Origin of the sequence: Roseburia sp. 831b (assembly GCF_001940165.2) — a bacterium.
In the GTDB taxonomy this organism is placed as follows: domain Bacteria; phylum Bacillota; class Clostridia; order Lachnospirales; family Lachnospiraceae; genus Roseburia.
In genome coordinates this window covers 1-17,933 of sequence record NZ_CP135163.1, presented here as the reverse complement: position 1 = coordinate 17,933, position 17,933 = coordinate 1, and the positions used below count along the sequence as shown (strand labels likewise).

Annotated in this window: 15 protein-coding genes; all 15 read left to right on the top strand. The window is 41.1% G+C overall.

Annotated elements, in window-relative coordinates; all coding sequences use genetic code 11:
* Position 1: 1 nt before the first annotated feature.
* On the top strand, positions 2–1,435 hold the full coding sequence (locus BIV16_RS14605; protein WP_075681221.1) for a cobyrinate a,c-diamide synthase: 1,434 nt from the start codon (positions 2–4) through the stop codon (positions 1,433–1,435).
* On the top strand, positions 1,408–2,511 hold the full coding sequence (cobI, locus tag BIV16_RS14600; protein WP_075681219.1) for a precorrin-2 C(20)-methyltransferase: 1,104 nt from the start codon (positions 1,408–1,410) through the stop codon (positions 2,509–2,511). Before BIV16_RS14605 ends, cobI begins: the two co-directional genes overlap by 28 nt.
* Positions 2,512–2,542: 31 nt before the next feature.
* Positions 2,543–3,685, top strand: a complete 1,143-nt coding sequence (locus tag BIV16_RS14595) for a glycerate kinase family protein (protein ID WP_075681217.1) — start codon at positions 2,543–2,545, stop codon at positions 3,683–3,685.
* A 98-nt stretch (positions 3,686–3,783) separates the two neighbouring features.
* The gene (locus tag BIV16_RS14590; RefSeq protein ID WP_075681215.1) at positions 3,784–4,566 is read left to right on the top strand and encodes an arginase family protein; all 783 of its coding nucleotides are present in this window, start codon (positions 3,784–3,786) and stop codon (positions 4,564–4,566) included.
* 14 nt (positions 4,567–4,580) lie between these two features.
* Positions 4,581–4,991, top strand: coding sequence for a peptide deformylase (locus tag BIV16_RS14585; RefSeq protein WP_075681213.1), 411 nt, complete (start codon positions 4,581–4,583; stop codon positions 4,989–4,991).
* Between the two features lie 114 nt (positions 4,992–5,105).
* On the top strand, positions 5,106–5,984 hold the full coding sequence (locus BIV16_RS14580) for a DUF2971 domain-containing protein (RefSeq protein ID WP_075681211.1): 879 nt from the start codon (positions 5,106–5,108) through the stop codon (positions 5,982–5,984).
* A 362-nt stretch (positions 5,985–6,346) separates the two neighbouring features.
* Entirely contained in the window at positions 6,347–7,600 is a 1,254-nt protein-coding gene (locus BIV16_RS14575) for an ATP-binding protein (RefSeq protein WP_075681209.1), read from the top strand.
* Positions 7,601–7,631: 31 nt separating this feature from the next.
* Positions 7,632–9,506, top strand: coding sequence for a DUF1266 domain-containing protein (locus tag BIV16_RS14570; protein ID WP_075681207.1), 1,875 nt, complete (start codon positions 7,632–7,634; stop codon positions 9,504–9,506).
* 81 nt (positions 9,507–9,587) lie between these two features.
* On the top strand, positions 9,588–10,976 hold the full coding sequence (locus tag BIV16_RS14565) for an MATE family efflux transporter (protein ID WP_075681205.1): 1,389 nt from the start codon (positions 9,588–9,590) through the stop codon (positions 10,974–10,976).
* Positions 10,977–11,208: 232 nt separating this feature from the next.
* On the top strand, positions 11,209–12,945 hold the full coding sequence (locus BIV16_RS14560) for an HlyD family efflux transporter periplasmic adaptor subunit (protein WP_083625272.1): 1,737 nt from the start codon (positions 11,209–11,211) through the stop codon (positions 12,943–12,945).
* A 15-nt stretch (positions 12,946–12,960) separates the two neighbouring features.
* Positions 12,961–14,502 (top strand): efflux RND transporter periplasmic adaptor subunit, encoded by a 1,542-nt coding sequence (locus BIV16_RS14555; protein ID WP_075681201.1) that lies wholly within the window; start codon positions 12,961–12,963, stop codon positions 14,500–14,502.
* Positions 14,499–15,980 (top strand): ABC transporter permease, encoded by a 1,482-nt coding sequence (locus tag BIV16_RS14550; protein WP_075681199.1) that lies wholly within the window; start codon positions 14,499–14,501, stop codon positions 15,978–15,980. The genes BIV16_RS14555 and BIV16_RS14550 overlap by 4 nt, the downstream gene beginning before the upstream one ends.
* Positions 15,981–16,010: 30 nt before the next feature.
* The gene (locus BIV16_RS14545) at positions 16,011–16,727 is read left to right on the top strand and encodes a hypothetical protein (RefSeq protein ID WP_143524770.1); all 717 of its coding nucleotides are present in this window, start codon (positions 16,011–16,013) and stop codon (positions 16,725–16,727) included.
* A 16-nt stretch (positions 16,728–16,743) separates the two neighbouring features.
* Complete coding sequence (locus BIV16_RS14540) at positions 16,744–17,451, top strand: ABC transporter ATP-binding protein (RefSeq protein WP_075681195.1); 708 nt, start codon at positions 16,744–16,746, stop codon at positions 17,449–17,451.
* A gap of 122 nt (positions 17,452–17,573) precedes the next feature.
* A complete protein-coding gene (locus tag BIV16_RS14535) occupies positions 17,574–17,921 on the top strand; it encodes a hypothetical protein (protein ID WP_075681193.1) in 348 nt (115 codons plus the stop codon).
* The last annotated feature ends 12 nt before the right edge of the window (positions 17,922–17,933 follow it).

Genomic DNA, 17,933 nt, shown 5'->3' with positions numbered 1-17,933 from the left:
GATGCAGTTGCGAAAAGGCGTTGTTCTTGCAGCACCCAAAAGTGGAAGTGGGAAAACCCTGATTACCTGTGCCATGATTGAGGCATTAAAAGAAAAAGAGGTTCCGGTTGTCTCCTACAAATGTGGACCAGATTATATTGATCCGATGTTTCACCGGACGATTCTTGGCGTCCCGGGTGGAAATCTGGACACCTTTTTTACAGGGGAAGCAGATACACGAAACCTGTTCCTGGCGCAGACAAAAAAGGAAGCTTTTGCAGTGGTGGAGGGTGTCATGGGACTTTTTGACGGTCTTGGCGGCATAAAAGAAGAGGCATCCACGTATCACCTGGCAAAAACGATTTCGCTTCCGGTTGTGCTTATTGTAGATGCACACGGAATGGGAAGATCCATTCTGTCGATTTTAGCAGGTTTTTTATCTTACGATAAGGAACATCTGATAAAAGGTGTTATTTTAAACCGGGTCAGCAAGATGTTTTTTGCATCCCTAGCGAACCTGATTGAGTCAGAGCTGGACATCCAGGTGTTAGGATATTTCCCGGAGCAAAAAGAACTCCACTTAGAGAGCCGTCACCTGGGCTTAAAGATGCCTCAGGAAAAGAAAAATTTAAAAGAACAGGTGCGGGTTGCGGCAAAATCGTTGGCGGAAACGGTGGATTTAGAGGCGCTTCTTGCACTTGGAAGTGCGTCCGTGAGGGAATCCGACTTGCCAGGAGAAAATGACGTAAAAGAGGATAGGCAAATCCGGTTGACCGGTGCAGCCACACATGAGATTGTGAAAAAAAATACAATCCTTGCGGTTGCCTATGATGAGGCCTTTTGCTTTTATTATCAGGAAAATCTAAGGGCATTAGAGCAGGCTGGATTTTCACTTCAGTTCTTTTCGCCGGTTCATGATCAAAAACTTCCAGAAGGTGCGAGCGCACTTTTGCTGGGTGGTGGTTACCCGGAACTTTTTGCAAAAGAATTGTCCGAAAATCAGGAGATGATGCAATCCATAGTGACTGCGATTCGGGATGGAATGCCATCTGTCGCAGAATGTGGAGGTTTTATGTACCTGCATCGGACGTTGACGACGGAAGATGGTGTGACATATCCGATGTGCAACATTTTGCCGGCAGATTGCAGTTATCAAGGAAAGCTGGTACACTTTGGGTATGCAGCTTTTCAAGAGGAAAAACCTCTTTTTTTGAAAAAAGGGGAGACGATAAAAGGGCATGAATTCCATTATTTTGATAGCACTGAGAATGGAATGAGCTGCAAAGCGGTGAAGCCAACCGGAAAAAGAGAATGGAACTGTGTGCACGCAGGGGATAATCATTGGTGGGGATTTCCACACTTGTACTATCCGTCAAATCCAGATTTTGTGGCACACTTTTATCAAAAAGCGCTGGAGTATGCAGATTCATGCGAAAAAGCCAGTCCACAAGCTTAGAATGTGTAAAAAGCCGGCGCACAAGCTTAAAATGTACAAAAAGCCAGCGCACAAGCCTGGAACGTGTAAAAGCCGGCGCAGAAATGGAGAGTAAGATGCAACAATTACAGGAAAAAACGGGAACTTTATATGGAATCGGCGTCGGACCGGGAGAGCCGGAACTGTTGACGTATCAGGCGGTCAAGACGATAGAAGCCTGTCGGACCATTCTGTTCCCATCCGAACCGATTGAGGATTGCTATGCGTACCAGATTACAAAGAAAATGGTTCCAAACCTTTCCGCACATCCACTTTTGGCGCTGCCGCTTCCGATGACAAAGGATGAAAATCGGTTGAAAAAGGCGCAGGATGAAAGTTTTGCAAAGATAGAAGCGCTTTTAAAGGAAGGGCAGGACGTCGCCTTTTTGACCATCGGTGACCCGGCGGTGTATTCTACGTTTTTATATCTGCAAAATCGTGCGAAAGAAGAAGGATATCAGACGAAAATGATAAGCGGCATCCCATCTTTTTGTGCAGTTGCGGCAAGGCTTGGAATCTCTTTAGGGGAAAAGGAAGAACAGATTCACATCATTCCGGGTTCTTATGAAATCGAAGAAACCAAACAGTTTACGGGAACCAGAATTTATATGAAATCTGGAAAAAGTTTGGAAAAGCTCAAAGAAATGCTGCAAAAGGAGCAGAAAATCCGCCCGCTAGAGGTTTATTGCGTCTCAAACTGTGGCATGGAGAACGAATGTGTGACAGAAGGCATTGAGAATCTGTCATCCGAGAATGGCTACCTTACGATTGTGATTGTGAAAAATAAGACAAAGACACTTCCAAACAGCAGCCGTTTTTTTGAAAACAGGGCGTGTTCCTATTATCCTTGTCACAAAGGAATCGAACAGTTAAATTGTATGTTCTGCTACTGCCCAATGTACCGGATGAATCCTTGTCCCGGAAAACCGGAATACTGGGAAAAGAATGGAAAAACCATCAAAGTATGTACAAATTGTACCTATCCGCATCAGCCAGAAAATTATGATAATATTATGAAAATTTTGTCTGGGAAGGTGACGTTTGGGAAACAGGACTAAGGTTGTAGTTGAATTGTTCGGAGGTTATTTTATGAAAGTTGTAGTTGCGATGGATTCGTTCAAAGGAAGCCTGACTTCACTTGAAGCTGGAGCCGCGGTATCGGCGGGAATTCACAAAGTAGTTCCAAATGCCAAGGTTGTGGTTCGACCATTAGCCGACGGGGGCGAAGGCACTGTCAGGGCATTAGTGGAAGGCATGAATGGAAGATTGGAAAAGGTGTGGGTGACGGGACCACTTGGTACGCCTGTGGAAGCGGAATATGGCAGGATAGAGGAGAGCAATACGGCAATCATAGAGATGTCTGCGGCCGCGGGAATCACGCTTGTTTGCGAAAGGGAACGAAATCCGTTAAATACAACTACATTTGGAGTTGGAGAGCTGATTCTGGATGCAATAAAAAAAGGCTGCCGTCACTTTATGGTTGGGATTGGAGGAAGCGCAACCAATGATGGAGGTGTAGGAATGCTGCAAGCCCTCGGCTACGAATTTCTGGACTGTCAGAATAAGCAGGTACCCTATGGCGCTAAAGGCCTTGCAATGATTGAAAAAATATCCGATTGTCATGTCATTCCAGAACTTAAGGATTGTACCTTTCGGATTGCCTGTGATGTGACAAATCCGCTGTGCGGCGAGCAGGGCTGCAGCGCTGTATTTGGTCCGCAAAAAGGTGCAACGTTATCCATGATTGCCAAGATGGATCAGTGGTTAGCCAACTATGCGAAGCTTACCCAGGAAAAATATCCAAAGGCAGATAGAAACGAACCCGGAACAGGCGCAGCCGGAGGACTCGGCTTTGCCTTTTTATCATATACAAATGCCAGATTAGAATCCGGGATAAAAATTGTTTTAGAGGAAACAAAACTGGAATCGTTTTTAAAGGATGCAGATCTTGTAATCACCGGGGAAGGAAGACTTGATGTGCAGACCGTAATGGGAAAAGCTCCGGCAGGAGTTGCAGAAATCGCAAAAAGACACAAGAAAAAAGTGATAGCTTTTTCAGGCTGTGTGACCGAAGATGCGGCAGTCTGTAATCAGTATGGGATTGATGCTTTTTTTCCAATTCTACGGACAGTATCTTCGTTAGATGAAGCATTAAATCCTAAGAATGCATATCAAAATATGGCCGCCACTGTTGAACAGGTATTTCGTCTTATCAAATGTATGGAAGATTAGAATGTGATGTTATCATTCGATTGAAAAAATGAACGATATGGGGTAGAAATAAAGTTGGGGTGAAAACGGAATCTGACGAAAAGAGGCTTGATTTTAAAATGGAAGCAGCGCACTTGATATTAGATTTTTCACATGTATATTGTGATGAAAAAATCCCAAAGAAGGAACATGTATACTGGTTGGATTGCTCCGATATAGAGGAATGTGACTTATATTGTTCGGAACGTGCAGAAAAAGAGATTCTTGCTCGAATAGAGCCATATGGAATACATGGAATTCATTTTTTGGATTCAGGAAATTATCACTATGTAACGGGAATTATGACAGAGAAAATTCAGCAGAAATTTTCATTGGTCGTATTTGACCACCACACCGACATGCAAAAGCCGATGATTGAACATATGACAAGTTGTGGAGACTGGGTCAGAAAAGTATTTTTGAAAAACCACTGGCTGCAGCAGTTAATCTTGATTGGACCAAAAGAAAGCGATATCAGACAAGTTTATGATGAACTGAGTGCTTTAGGAAAAAGGGAAGAATTACAGAAAAAGTTAATTACATTTTCAACAGAAGAGATTTGTTCTGGAGAAGATAAAAAGAAAATTCCAAAAATACAGAAAAACGTGCCATTTTATATCTCTGTAGATAAAGATATCTTAGATGAAAAATATTCGGAGACAAACTGGAGCCAGGGAAAAATGTCGCTTCCGATATTAGAACAACTGTTGTCCTATTTCCTGGAAAGCGGAAACATTTTAGGTGTTGATATATGTGGAGAATGTCAGCAGGGAATACCGTTACCAGAGTACTTGCGGGCGGAAGAAATTAATGCGAAAACGAATCAGAAATTGTTTGAGTTTTTAACATATTATACAAAATAAATGGAGAAATGATTATGGTAAAGAAAATTGTAAAAGGACAGCATATATTTGCAAGAAAGGCACAGCCCGCGACAGAGGCAGACAAGCAGGTTGTGACGGACCTGCTCGATACGTTAGGGGCTAATAGAGAAATCTGTGTTGGTATGGCTGCCAATATGATAGGGGTGAATAAGGCAATCATTGTTGTGGCAGCGGGACCGTTTGCATTTGCTATGGTTAATCCTGTTATCACCAGAAAATCAGGAGCATATCAAACAGAAGAAGGATGTCTTTCCTTAGATGGTGTGAGACCATGTACACGATATGAAGAAATTGAGGTCGATTATTTAGATTCCAATTTCAAAAAGCAGCATGGCAAATATACCGGATGGACGGCGCAGATTATTCAGCATGAAATCGACCATTGCAATGGGGTTGTGATTTAGCATCAAATGTGAATATTAAAAAATTACCTGCATGCAGAAAATTATAGACAGTAGTTGTGATAATAAGGATATTTCCAGTGACATAAAATGTAAAGAAAGATTTGAGGTGAGAAAATGGGGGAATTTTTAAATAGAATTAATGATTATAGTTGCATAATGAAAAACGATACTTCAGATATTGTTTGTTTGAGTCATTATACATCAAACATAAATGCCCTTAGTAATATTTGCAGTGGCGAATTTTGGGCTACAGATATAAAAGACTTTGGCGATAAATGTGAAGGAAGATTGATTTTACAACGCGTAAACGAAATCATTTCAAAAATAAATATATTTTCTGATGAACAAAGAGAATATGCATACAGTTTAATTGGTGATGATAATAAAATTGAAAATTTTATTAGTGAGCATAGAACAGCAGTTTTATCAATGTGTTTGGATACTGATTCTGAATATCTTTGGAACAATTATGCAAGAGAAAATGGATATAATATTATTTTTGATAAAAGAGCATTTGTGGATAGCTTATACTTCTTTACTAAAAAAGAAGAAAGAAAGGATAAAAATTGTATCAAACACTCAAAAATTGTTTATGACACTAATAAGCAGGTTGAAATAATAAAAAAAGAAATCAATGATCTGATGGCGGTAAAAGATATTACATTTGATGATGATACAAAAATTGAGTGTATACTTCGTCATTTAATGTATGTTGGCAATTTTTATAAGCGAGAATATGATTTGAACAATCAGTATAAAGATGAACAAGAATATAGATTTTTAATCAATACTGTTGTACCAACAGAAAAGCATCCAGAAATAAAAGAAATGATTCCTAAATATTGTTATAACGAAAAAAACAATTGTCATTACAATATTATAAATTTTGATAGGAAATCTATAAAAACTATAGTATGTAATTCAAGAAAAGCCCAAGAAGGTATTGAAAATATTATTACAGATATACCTATTGTGCTTAGAGCAAATTTTTAAGAAAGATTATTTGTGTACTGACATAAAAGTAAGGGGAGTTGTATTAAATGTTAGCCACAACAAATGAAAAGTAAAGTGGAAACTTAGAAAATTCGGCTGTATGATAATTATACGAAAGAAAATATCAAAACAGATATTATGACATTTTAAAAAGCAGAACTTATTGAGCATATTGGTAAGATTAATACGGAACTTCATAATCTAGTGTTTTAAAAGTGTATCTGGTTGTTCGTCATACTTTTTTATTACATAAAAAGATGCTAATGCACAAAAAATAGTAATGTTGTTTGAAACATGAATAGTTTAGTAGTAAAATTACATTACTAAAATTTGTACAATGTACAAAAATAAGGAGCGGCTATATGGAGATTAAAAGAGATTCCTACCTTGAACAGTTAAAGATAAGAAAAGATAATGGCATGATAAAAATTATCACAGGAATTAGAAGATGTGGGAAATCGTTTTTGCTATTTGTATTGTATAAGAAATATTTGTTGGAGAGTGGTGTAGACAACGATCACATTATTGAGATTGCGTTGGACGGTATTGAAAATGAGGAATTGAGAGACCCGCAAAAATGTTATCAGTATATTAGAGATGCTATGAAGGATGGGCAGAAATATTATCTTCTTTTGGATGAGGTACAATTTATGCCTCGATTTGAAGAGGTGTTGAATAGTTTACTTCGTATTAGCAATATTGATGTGTATGTTACTGGAAGTAATTCGAAGTTTTTATCAAGTGATATTGTAACTGAATTTAGAGGAAGGGGAGATGAGGTAAGAATTTACCCGTTATCCTTTGCAGAGTTCTATGCAGCTTTCGATGGAGATTATGATGATGCATGGGAAGAGTATATGATATATGGTGGATTGCCACAGGTGGCACAGTTTTCTGTTGAGCGTCAAAAGGCAGAGTACCTGAAGAATATTTTTACCAATGTATATTTAAAGGATGTGGTAGAGCGAAACAGAATTCAAAATGTTGATGAAATAGGAACACTTGTAGATATTCTTGCTTCTGCAATAGGTTCCCCAACGAATCCTACCAAAATATCAAATACCTTTAAAAGTGAAAGAGGTATCAATTATAGCAATAAGACTATATCCAATCATATAGATTACCTCGAAGAGGCATTTTTGATTTCGAAAGCGAACCGGTATGATATTAAAGGCAGAAAGTATGTAGGGGCAAATCTGAAATATTATTTTTCTGATATAGGACTTAGAAATGCCAGACTGAATTTCAGGCAGCAGGAACCTACTCATATTATGGAGAATATCGTGTATAATGAGCTGCTTATCAGAGGCTATAATGTAGATGTTGGTATTGTAGATGTTTTGAAAAAGAATAGTGAAGGAAAGCGGGTTCATAAGCAGCTAGAGGTTGATTTTGTAGTTAATCAGGGAAACCAGAGATATTATATTCAGGTAGCGTACGACATGGTCTCTGAGGAAAAGCAAGCACAGGAGTTCAATTCATTCAGGAATATTTCAGATTCATTTAAGAAGATTGTTATCGTAAATGGAACGAAAAAGCCGTGGAGAAATGATGAAGGTTTTGTAATTATGGGTATGAAATATTTTCTGCTCAATGCGGATAGCCTGGAGTTCTAATATGAAATAAAACTACAAATGAGGGTGAAAAATGGAAAAGATGGAAGTACGGGTTTCTTTAAAAAAGAGAGTTTTGGTAACACTGATTCCACTGATGTGCATGGTGGGAGTAATTTTGGATGCAAGTTTAGAATTGTTTATGGAATATAGTCCACTTCTGGATGCAATAGAAAGAGATATTTTCTTTCTGATCCTTGGCGGGGCAATTCTCTCAATTCCTTTTATTATAAAAGTGAATCGGAAAAAGATAACTGTGGATGGAAACACACTTTGGATAACTCCGGCAATCGGATGCAAGAAGAGTGTTTCCATATATGATGTGAAAATTTGTTCCGTTGGCAAGAAAATCAAATTATACGATGACAAATCATATTTAATGGTAGAATATGAAGCTTCGGATGATCCGAAAAAGATAATTTTGAATGCTCTGCAGAGAAATAGCCGGTGCAGGTACAATTTTTTTGTAAAGAAACAAGCTCCAATTGTGGCAAATGCAAATGATATGATAGTAAGAAATTACATAAGAACTGGGGAAGTGGTTGTTTCATCCCAAAGGGCAGATGAGATTGCTTCACAGGCTGTTCCATATGATATGGAGTCCGTTCCAGAACAGCCTGTACTTGTTGAGAGTGAAATTCAGCGCATAAAAAGAATTGCCAGATGGAATGTTTTCTTGAAAGTAATGATATTTATCTTGTTTTTTATCTGTATCTTTGGTTTTAGAAGTATTTGTCTGGCAATACTTTGCATGTTTTTGAATGCGGGCGTGGGAATATTAAAGGAATACAGAATATTTAATGTTGTAAAGCGCACCTATTACAGAGTAGATGCGGTTGCCGTATCGGAAGAAGTTACCCAGGTGGATTCCCGCACAAGAGAAAGACATGTTATGTATGAGTTTATGGATAAAAAAGGTCAAAAAAGGCGTTTGTTATCCGATAGTGTGATTACGGATGATATACCATGGGGCAGTGAAAAGGGAGAAAGAAAATATTTGTGGTATAGTCCGCTGTCGGATTATCTGTTAGACCGTGATGAACTTAAATTCCATGTTTTTAAGGCAAGTAAAAAACTACCATTTGGGCGTTGGCTAAAGAAGCATTTTATTTTAGCTATAATTAGTGTTGCTGCCATTATCTGGATTGGATTCCAGGGATATAAGTATTTTCAGGTGGAATGGTATGAAATGACTAGTGATGGCAGAAAGCTGCAGCTGGAGTGGAGCGGTAATGATGATGAGAACCGGGAAAATGCGCAGGAAGCAATGGAGTCAACCGGAATGGAGAAATCCGATTATGAAGAGTGGCTCAAGTATGCATATTATCCATACTTTCATGAACAGGGCATATCAGAGGAAGATTATGAGAAACTGGATATCAAAGAGAGAAAACTTTCTGGCTACAAAGACGACATCGAGGATATCAAGGAAAATTTAGAGCAGAACTGGGGCATTTATAATAGGAGTACATTGATAAAAGTTACCAATTCCGTGTTAGAGAAGGGGGATAAATATACCTACGAAAAATATCTGGAAAAGATGAATGGCATGGATTATGATCCAACCAAATATTACCAGTATGACGATGTATTAGGCTATGAAGGTGCAGACAAGGCATACAAGAATATCGGAGATGCGGGCGTGGATTCCTGGGATTATTGCAGATGTATCAGAATGTATGCCATGTCATATGTATGTGGATATATATCTTACGATGAATATTTGCTTCATTCTGCACCTATCGTTAAATACCTGCAAAATGAATACACCTCGTGGGAGCAGATGTACGAGAGTTACTACTATGGATATCTTGTTTTTAATGGAAGAATCGAAAACAAAATTGTATATAAAACGGGGTATAAACAATATACACAGATGGCTTATTCTGCAAAGGTGAAATTTAAGTAAGAGAAATTTTAATTAATGCTTGACATTGCTGTTTTCAATGATATCATAGGTAATACGCACTTTTTTGGAGGGAGGTTATCAATGAGAACAGCACGAATGAAAAAATATATTGGGGACAAGGCATTTTACCGCAGATATCTGCTTCTTGCACTGCCAATGATTGTACAGAATGCAATTACAAATTTAGTTAGCTTTCTGGACAATATTATGGTAGGGCAGCTGGGTACGGAACAAATGTCCGGGGTAGCGATTGTAAATCAGTTGATTTTTGTATACAATCTGGCAATTTTTGGAGCGGTGTCAGCGGCAAGCATTTTTGGGGCACAGTATTATGGAAAAGGTGACCATAAGGGACATATGTATTCCTTCCGTTTTAAACTCTATGCCACCTTGCTTGTGACCGCTTTTGCAATTTTACTGTTTCTGATAAAGGGCGGAAATCTGATTTCACTGTATCTGACAGATACAACAGGAAATGGTGCAACAGAACAGGCATTGCAGTATGGACTGGAGTATTTATCCATTATGGTAGTAGGGCTGATTCCGTTTGCCATAAACCAATCCTATGCGACAAATATAAAAGAGACCGGGCAGACCTTGATACCGATGATTGCTAGTTTTGTTGCAGTTGGAACCAACGCAGTGCTTGACTATCTGCTTATTTTTGGAATAGGACCGTTTCCAAAGCTGGGTGTCATGGGAGCAGCGCTTGCAACGGTAATTGCCCGTTATATTGAGGCGATTATTGTGATTGTATGGGCACATACACACGCGAAACAGAATCAATATTTAAAAGGTGCCTATGTCGGATTTGGCGTACCGGGGCAGGAATTAAAGGCGATTCTTATCAAAGGCTTTCCATTGATGATGAATGAGGTATTATGGGCTGCGGGAATGACGGCCGTGACACAGTGCTATTCTGTGCGCGGATTAAGTGTTGTTGCCGGATTAAACATTGCGACAACGATTACAAACCTTTTTAATATTGTATACTTGCAGCTTGGTGCATGTATCAGTATTGTGGTGGGTCAGTACCTTGGAGCCGGTAAGCTGGAAGAAGCAAAAGACGCGGACAACAAAATGATTGCGTTTAGCGTGTTCTGCTGTATCATCATGGCAGCTGTCATGCTCGTTGTCGGAAGATTTTTTCCGGCTATTTATAATACGTCGGAAGAGATTAAGAAACTGGCAACAAGCTTTATTGCTGTTTCGGCAATGATTATGCCATTCTGCTCGTTCAGTCATGCGTCCTATTTCACCCTACGTTCCGGTGGAAAAACATTTGTCACATTTTTATTTGACTCCGTTTTTACATGGGTAATTGTGGTGCCGACAGCATTTGTATTAGCACATTTCACAGGTCTTGGAATTGTAAGCATCTATTTCTTTGTGCAGGCAACGGAGATGATTAAGGTGATAATCGGATACTGTATGGTACGGAGTAATGTATGGCTTGTCCGAATGGTATAAAAAGGATATAGATCATGATAAAAAGACGGGACAGCCGTTTTGCAGTTTTTTGCAAAGCGGCTGTCCCGTCTTTTTATAACACACTTATTTAACGGAATCTACACATAACCGTCACACTACATTCAATTAACGTTAAGGTTGCATTGGTAAGATAGGCACAATGAAAAATTTGAGTATAGTTTCTGCTTATTAAGAATAAGAAGAGCGGGATACGGAAAGGTAAGGTTGATTCATGAAGCATAGTAAAAAGTTCTGGGTGGAAATATCTGGAACTATGGTTGTAGTGATTGTTGGTGGAACCATTGGATTCACGATGATTCATGCAAAAGGTACAGAAAAAGAAAGTGCATATCAGGAGACTTCACTACAATATGGGGACCTGGAACTGGCGTTTGAGGAGGACGGCACCACGGCAATCTCAACGGACAGCCAGTTGCCGGAATTTTCTGTAACAGCAGTGACAATGACAGTGGAAGAAGTTTATGTAGAATCTGGGGATTCTGTCAATGAAGGAGATGCACTTTATAAACTGACAGATGACAGTGTGGAGGCAGCGAAAGAATATTATGAGGAAGCAGTTGCGGATGCAAAAGATGATTTAGATACAGCAGAGATGAACTATGAGACAGGAGTCTTAGAGGTACAGTACACGTACCAGTCGACATTAACGGATGCAGAAAATGCAGATGCAAGTTATAGCGCATCCTTAAGTGCATTGGATGCAACCGTTGCGGAAAAAAAGGCGGAATGGGAAAATGCTAAAAATGACATCGCAACTTACACCAATAACCTTGCAAACAATACCTACTACACGGAAGCAGGTGTAGAGGAAAAAGAGGCTGCTGTCACATCGGCAACGGATGCAGCCACAGCAGCGCAGACAGCTTATCAGGAGCAAAAAGAGGCATACGATACGGCAAAAACAACGCTGACAAATGACTTAGCTGCATTGCAGAATCTGATTACTTCGGCAGACAATTTAGAGACATCCAGAGACGATATTACAACGTTGATGGAGCAGGTTAGTCAAGACTATGGCGCAGTGGAAGCAGCAGACGAGAGCATGAGTCAGGCGAAACAGAATGCAGAAAAAGCCCAAAGTGATTTGCAGGCGGCACAAAAAGAGGCAGAGTCAGCCAAACAGCAGGCGGAACAGGCAGCCCAGCAGGCAACCAAGAAGAAAGAGGAATTAGAAAGCAAACTGTCCCAGTTAGAGAGTGATTATCAGCAGGCATTACGTGATGCGGTGACAAAGCAGGTAAGTATAGAAAATGAATACGATTCTACCGTGCTTGAGGCACAGTATGCGGACAGCACGTATGATGCAACCATTACCACACTGCAGGATGCGGTGGATAGTGCACAGAGTACATTAGATGATTTGGAAGAAGAGCAAAATGCCCTGCTTTCATTAGAAGATGGTGTTGTGTGTGCAAGCCAGGATGGAACGATTGCATCTGTGACCTATGATGCTGACGATACCCTTGTGGAACAGCAGGCATTTGTTTCTTATTATAATACGCAGACAATCAGTATTTCGGTAGAAGTATCACAGGAAGATATCTCAAAAATTGCCGTAGGAGATACTGTTTCGGTTGCAATTTCAGGTGCCAGAACCGGTAACGTGGAAGGAAAAGTGGCATCCATTGCATCTTCCGCAACGACAGGAGGAAGCGTATCAAATGTAACGTATGCAGTTGGGATACAGATTGACAATTCTGACGGTATGTTAAGTTCCGGTTCCTCTGCAAACGTTACGTTTTCTTATGGAACGGTGGAAGATGTTTACTATATCGAGACAGATGCACTGTCAGATATTGATGGAACGACAGCAAAAGTAAAACAGTACGATGAAAATGGCGACGTTGTTGAGATACCGGTTACAATCGGAGAAAGCACAGAGCAGTATACGGTTGTGGTAGAAGGAATTTCAGCAGACGATACCTGTCTGATTGAGACAGAGGAATAGGAAAGGAATGGAACAATGAAAGCAGGGAAAAAAATAAAGGCAGCAGTTGCGGGGATATGTGCTGTGGCGGTTGCAGGAACAGGAATCAGTGTATGGGCTTATCAGAGTAAGAGCTCAAACGATACAGAAACCGTTTATAAGGAGACAACTGTTGAGAGTGGGAATCTGACCGTAGGAGTTACGGAGAGTGGTTCCGTCACAATTGGAACGCTTACACAGGAAATTGATTTTGATGAGACATCATCTTCCACAAACTCGAACAACAGTTCGACGTCTTCTGCAGGGAATACAACAGGTACAGGTGGCAACAGTGCAGGAACAGGAAGTGCAGCGGGTGCGGGAAGTTCGGCAGGTTCAAGCAGTTCCTCTGGCGTGGGCAGTTCCTCCGGTTCAAGCAGCAGTGCCTCACTTGAGGTAGAAGAAGTCTACGTTACAGTGGGACAGAATGTATCGGAGGGCGATCCACTTTTGAAAATAACGGATGAGAGTGTGGAAGAGTACCGACAAGTGTTAGAGGCGGCAGTGTCCACAGCGTCAGCTTCCCTGACCTCCGCAAAATTAAGCGCAGCTGAACAGAAGTTAGATGCACAGTATACGTATGATTCGAATATAGCAGAAGGCTCCGTTGCAAAGGCGGAATATGAAGCAACTCTTGCCGAATTGCAGGAAAATGTGGATAATGCGCAGGAAGCGGTCGATGAATCTGCAGCAAAAATTGCTGATTATCAGGCGAGAATTGCAGCAGGTGAGGATTTAAGTTCTGAGTTATCTGAAGAACAGAGTAATTATAATTCTCTCGTGATAAAACTTCAGTCTGCACAGAATAACCAGACCACAAAATCAATTGAAGCTGAAAAGACCTATCAGGAAGCAATGTTAAATTACAATAATGCATCTAGTCTTTACTCGGTTGATGTCAATGGAATAACAGATGATGTGGATGATGCGCAGGATGCACTTGACGATGCCAAGGAAGCACTAGATGAATTTGAAAGTTTTATCGGCGATGGCACCATTTATGCAGAGTATTCCGGAAGCATTTTGTCAGTCGGATATGAGGCGGGAGATGATTTATCATCCGATACGGCGGTTGCAGAATTTGCAGATGCGGACGCTGTTACGATGACGGTTTCGGTTTCCCAGGAGGATATTTCAAATGTGGCAATCGGAGATACTGTAAATATTGAACTGACAGCATACGAGGATGTGGTTTATGGCGGAACCGTAGAAAGTATTGATACCTCTACCTCAAGTGGCTCGTCCACAGTCTCCTACAACGTTACTGTAATATTCACCGGAGACACCTCGGATGTGTACTCCGATATGACCGGAAACGTTACCTTTATCACAAAGCAGGTAGAAGATGTTTTATATGTATCTAATAAAGCAATTATAAAGGATGGAACAACATCTTACGTGGATGTAAAAGATGACGATGGATCGATTGAGAAAGTAGAGGTGACGACAGGATTTTCAGACGGTATCAACGTAGAAATTCAGTCTGGATTAGAAGAAGGTCAGACGGTTCTGATAGAAAGTCAGGTGACATCTGAATGAGAGGAAAAGAATTATTAAGGCTGGTCTGGATTAATATCACCCAGAATAAATTTAAGGCGATTATGACATCTATTGGTATTATCGTCGGTGCAGCTACAATCGTAATGGTAATTGCAATTGGAAAAGGCGGACAGGAAGATGTGGCAGACCAGTTTAAAAACTTGAATGCAGGAGCAATTGATATTTCTTATGAGGGCGGAGGAATGGACAATTCCATGTCCTCAGGCAGTGATGACGACAGTTCTTCCGGTGGCGGTGGTGTTGTCATGCCATCGGGTGGTGGCGGCGGTGACGCTTCCGGTGGAGGAATGCCGTCTGGTGGAGGAATGCCATCGGGTGGCGGTGACAGTGCCGGTGGAGGCAATGCTTCCGATGGAAACATGGGCGGTGGCCCAGGAGGCGGCGACGGTTCAGGAGGTCCTGGTGGAGAATTAGGCGGCGGAATGCCAGATATGTCATCTCTCTTTGGTAACAGCACGGATATGGAAGACCGTATGAATCAAGAAAAAATAACACTGACAGATGATGATGTCGACGACATCGAGACATTTGTCTCCGGCATATCCGCGGCAACCATTTCGTACTCCACCAAATCCAATGTTGACGGTGGAGATTTGGAGGAGGAGACCTCTTACACGATTGCGGGAATCAAATCAAATTATGAGTCAATCAGCAATTTAGAGCTTGCCGTTGGAAGCTTTATCACAGATTCGGATGATGAGAACAAAGAAAAAGTCTGTGTCCTTGGTGCGACAGTTGCAGAGGAGATTTTCGGAAGTGCGATTGATGCTTATGGAAGTGTTATCTATATTGATGACCGTCCTTATGTGGTAAACGGCGTGTTACAGACGATGGGAACCGTGGCATCCGGAATCAGCCCGGACGACTCTGTATTTATTCCATATGAAACAGGGATTAAATATATCGTAGGAACAGATGTAAATCCTACCATCACAGTGTTAGCGGAAGACGTGGATGCGGTTGATACCGTAATCGAAGATATTACAAACGTTCTCGCAGAGTCTTATCCAAACACAGAATTCACTTATGAAGATGCCGGAAGCAAAATAGAAGCAGCTTCCGCCTCAAATGAGATTCTAACTATGCTTTTAGTTGCAATGGCGGCAATTGTATTTGTTGTAGGCGGTATCGGTATTATGAATGTTCTGTTTGTTTCGGTAAAAGAAAGAACAAATGAGATTGGTATTTTAAAAGCAATCGGTTGTTCCCAGCGTAATATTTTGTTTGAATTCCTGTTAGAAGCAGCGGCAATCAGCTTTTTAGGAGGCGTGTTAGGAATAGGTGTCAGTGTGTTGATTACACCGTTGGTTGAATATCTTGGAGTCAGGGTGGAACTTTCCGTGTCAGCATTTTTCATTGCACTTTTATTTGCAATCGGAACAGGAACTATTTTTGGATTCTATCCTGCCTATAAGGCATCGAAGTTAGTACCGGTAGAAGCGTTGAGCGCGGAATAAGAGCCGGATAGAAAGAAAAGCGAGGAAAGAATGATGATAAAAAAGAGAATAGGACTGATTTTATCCGGAATGTTACTTCTTACTTCTTTAGGCGGATGTGGTTCGCAGGCGGATGATACGGAACTTGCAGACAATCAGAGATATGCGTATGCCGTTGTGACCGCAATAGAAGGAAATGAAATCACATACATGGAAGTGGATGAATCACAGGTAATCTCAACGGAAGAAGACGAAGATGCAGCAGCGGATAGCACGGAGTCAAAAGATGCAGAAAAACAGGAACAGACAGATTCCGAAAGCAATTCAGACGGAACAGAATCAGGGGATAAGCCATCCGGTGAAGCGCCAACAGGAGAGCCGCCATCTGGGGATGCTCCATCTGGCGGAGACGCGCCGTCAGGAGAAGCCCCATCGGGAGAAAAACCATCCGACAAAGAAGCACCGTCCGGCGAGGCACCAACAGGAGAGCCACCGACAGGAGATGCCCCATCTGATGTGCCTTCGAATGGAGAATCTGTGGATATGGATACAACAGAAATGCCATCGGACTCCGGGGAAAAAGATGCTTCCAATATGACGGGAGGCGTTGTCACCACACAGATTCCGGTTGGTGTAACCGTGCATACCGCAGCAGGTACGGAGACAACTTTTTCAAGAATTGCAACAGGAGATGTTTTGAAGCTTTTGCTTGAGACAGACGATGACGGAAATGAAGTCATACTTGAAATCTGGATGATAGAACAATAAAGAAGGGAGAAAGAGCATGGATACAACAGAAAATATCATTACCATGCGGGATATCAACAAGTATTATGAGACAGGTGCAGATCCGCTTCATGTTTTAAAAGATATTTCGCTTGATGTGAAAAAAGGAGAATACCTTGCGATTTTAGGTCCTTCCGGTTCTGGAAAAAGTACGCTGATGAACATTATTGGATGTATGGATGTGGCCGGTTCCGGAACATACAATTTAGATGGTGTTGCCATTCAGGATGCCAAAGAGAAAGAGCTGGTAAAAATTCGTAACCAGAAAATCGGCTTCATTTTTCAGCGCTATCACCTGATTCCAACTTATAATGTATTGCAAAATATTGTCATGCCGCTATTGATGCGTGGCATGACATTAAAAGAGGCGACGGATGCGAGCATGGATACCATAGAGATGCTAGGACTTGCGGAGCGTATTAAGCATAAACCGAATGAGCTGTCCGGCGGACAGCAGCAGAGGGTAGCCATTGCGAGAGCATTAGTCGGACAGCCGGCAATTCTTTTGGCAGATGAGCCGACCGGAGCGCTAGACCGCAACAGTGGATTGGAAGTATTGAAATTGTTCCAGCACTTAAGCGATATGGGAAATACGATTGTCATGATTACGCATGATTTAAGCGTAGCCCAGCACGCGAAACGTGTTGTACGCATCGTGGACGGAGAATTGTTCGAGGATGAGAACCCAGAAGCACTTGGTGCATAAGTGTATGACTGCTTGGAAGAGATTGTTGTAATTTCAGGCAGTCATTTTTTTATGTAATAGGAAATTTCGTTCCTATTACATAAAAATGCTCCGCAAGGATCGCACTGCGGCGGAGTTGAACAATGTCGCAAATGCGACCCGCCGCAGGCGGAGAATCCTGCAAGCAGGATTCTTTTTATTATGACCTGGCACTTGGCACTACCAGCCTTGCGCGAATGATGCTAATTGTATATACTAGAGAAAACGAGGATGATTTTGACAGATTATTGATTGGAAATTATCCGTCGAAAAGACATTGTGAAAGAAATATCAATTTGGAAGGACTTGTTATGGATGAGGAAAGCTTAAAGAAAAAAATTTTAGATGCTCGGTCTGCAAAATTAGAAAAGATGATTGCGTGTTGTGACGAAGTACATGAGATTGCAGAAAAGACAGACAACCATGAGCTTTTTGGATTCCTGTATTTTTAAAAAGGGGAAGCT

Bases quoted from the DNA above. Each gene is read 5' to 3' on its own strand.
- BIV16_RS14605 (WP_075681221.1), top strand. From the start codon at position 2: ATGCAGTTGCGAAAAGGCGTTGTTCTTGCAGCACCCAAAAGTGGAAGT.
- cobI (WP_075681219.1), top strand. From the start codon at position 1,408: ATGCGAAAAAGCCAGTCCACAAGCTTAGAATGTGTAAAAAGCCGGCGC.
- BIV16_RS14595 (WP_075681217.1), top strand. From the start codon at position 2,543: ATGAAAGTTGTAGTTGCGATGGATTCGTTCAAAGGAAGCCTGACTTCA.
- BIV16_RS14590 (WP_075681215.1), top strand. From the start codon at position 3,784: ATGGAAGCAGCGCACTTGATATTAGATTTTTCACATGTATATTGTGAT.
- BIV16_RS14585 (WP_075681213.1), top strand. From the start codon at position 4,581: ATGGTAAAGAAAATTGTAAAAGGACAGCATATATTTGCAAGAAAGGCA.
- BIV16_RS14580 (WP_075681211.1), top strand. From the start codon at position 5,106: ATGGGGGAATTTTTAAATAGAATTAATGATTATAGTTGCATAATGAAA.
- BIV16_RS14575 (WP_075681209.1), top strand. From the start codon at position 6,347: ATGGAGATTAAAAGAGATTCCTACCTTGAACAGTTAAAGATAAGAAAA.
- BIV16_RS14570 (WP_075681207.1), top strand. From the start codon at position 7,632: ATGGAAAAGATGGAAGTACGGGTTTCTTTAAAAAAGAGAGTTTTGGTA.
- BIV16_RS14565 (WP_075681205.1), top strand. From the start codon at position 9,588: ATGAGAACAGCACGAATGAAAAAATATATTGGGGACAAGGCATTTTAC.
- BIV16_RS14560 (WP_083625272.1), top strand. From the start codon at position 11,209: ATGAAGCATAGTAAAAAGTTCTGGGTGGAAATATCTGGAACTATGGTT.
- BIV16_RS14555 (WP_075681201.1), top strand. From the start codon at position 12,961: ATGAAAGCAGGGAAAAAAATAAAGGCAGCAGTTGCGGGGATATGTGCT.
- BIV16_RS14550 (WP_075681199.1), top strand. From the start codon at position 14,499: ATGAGAGGAAAAGAATTATTAAGGCTGGTCTGGATTAATATCACCCAG.
- BIV16_RS14545 (WP_143524770.1), top strand. From the start codon at position 16,011: ATGATGATAAAAAAGAGAATAGGACTGATTTTATCCGGAATGTTACTT.
- BIV16_RS14540 (WP_075681195.1), top strand. From the start codon at position 16,744: ATGGATACAACAGAAAATATCATTACCATGCGGGATATCAACAAGTAT.
- BIV16_RS14535 (WP_075681193.1), top strand. From the start codon at position 17,574: ATGTCGCAAATGCGACCCGCCGCAGGCGGAGAATCCTGCAAGCAGGAT.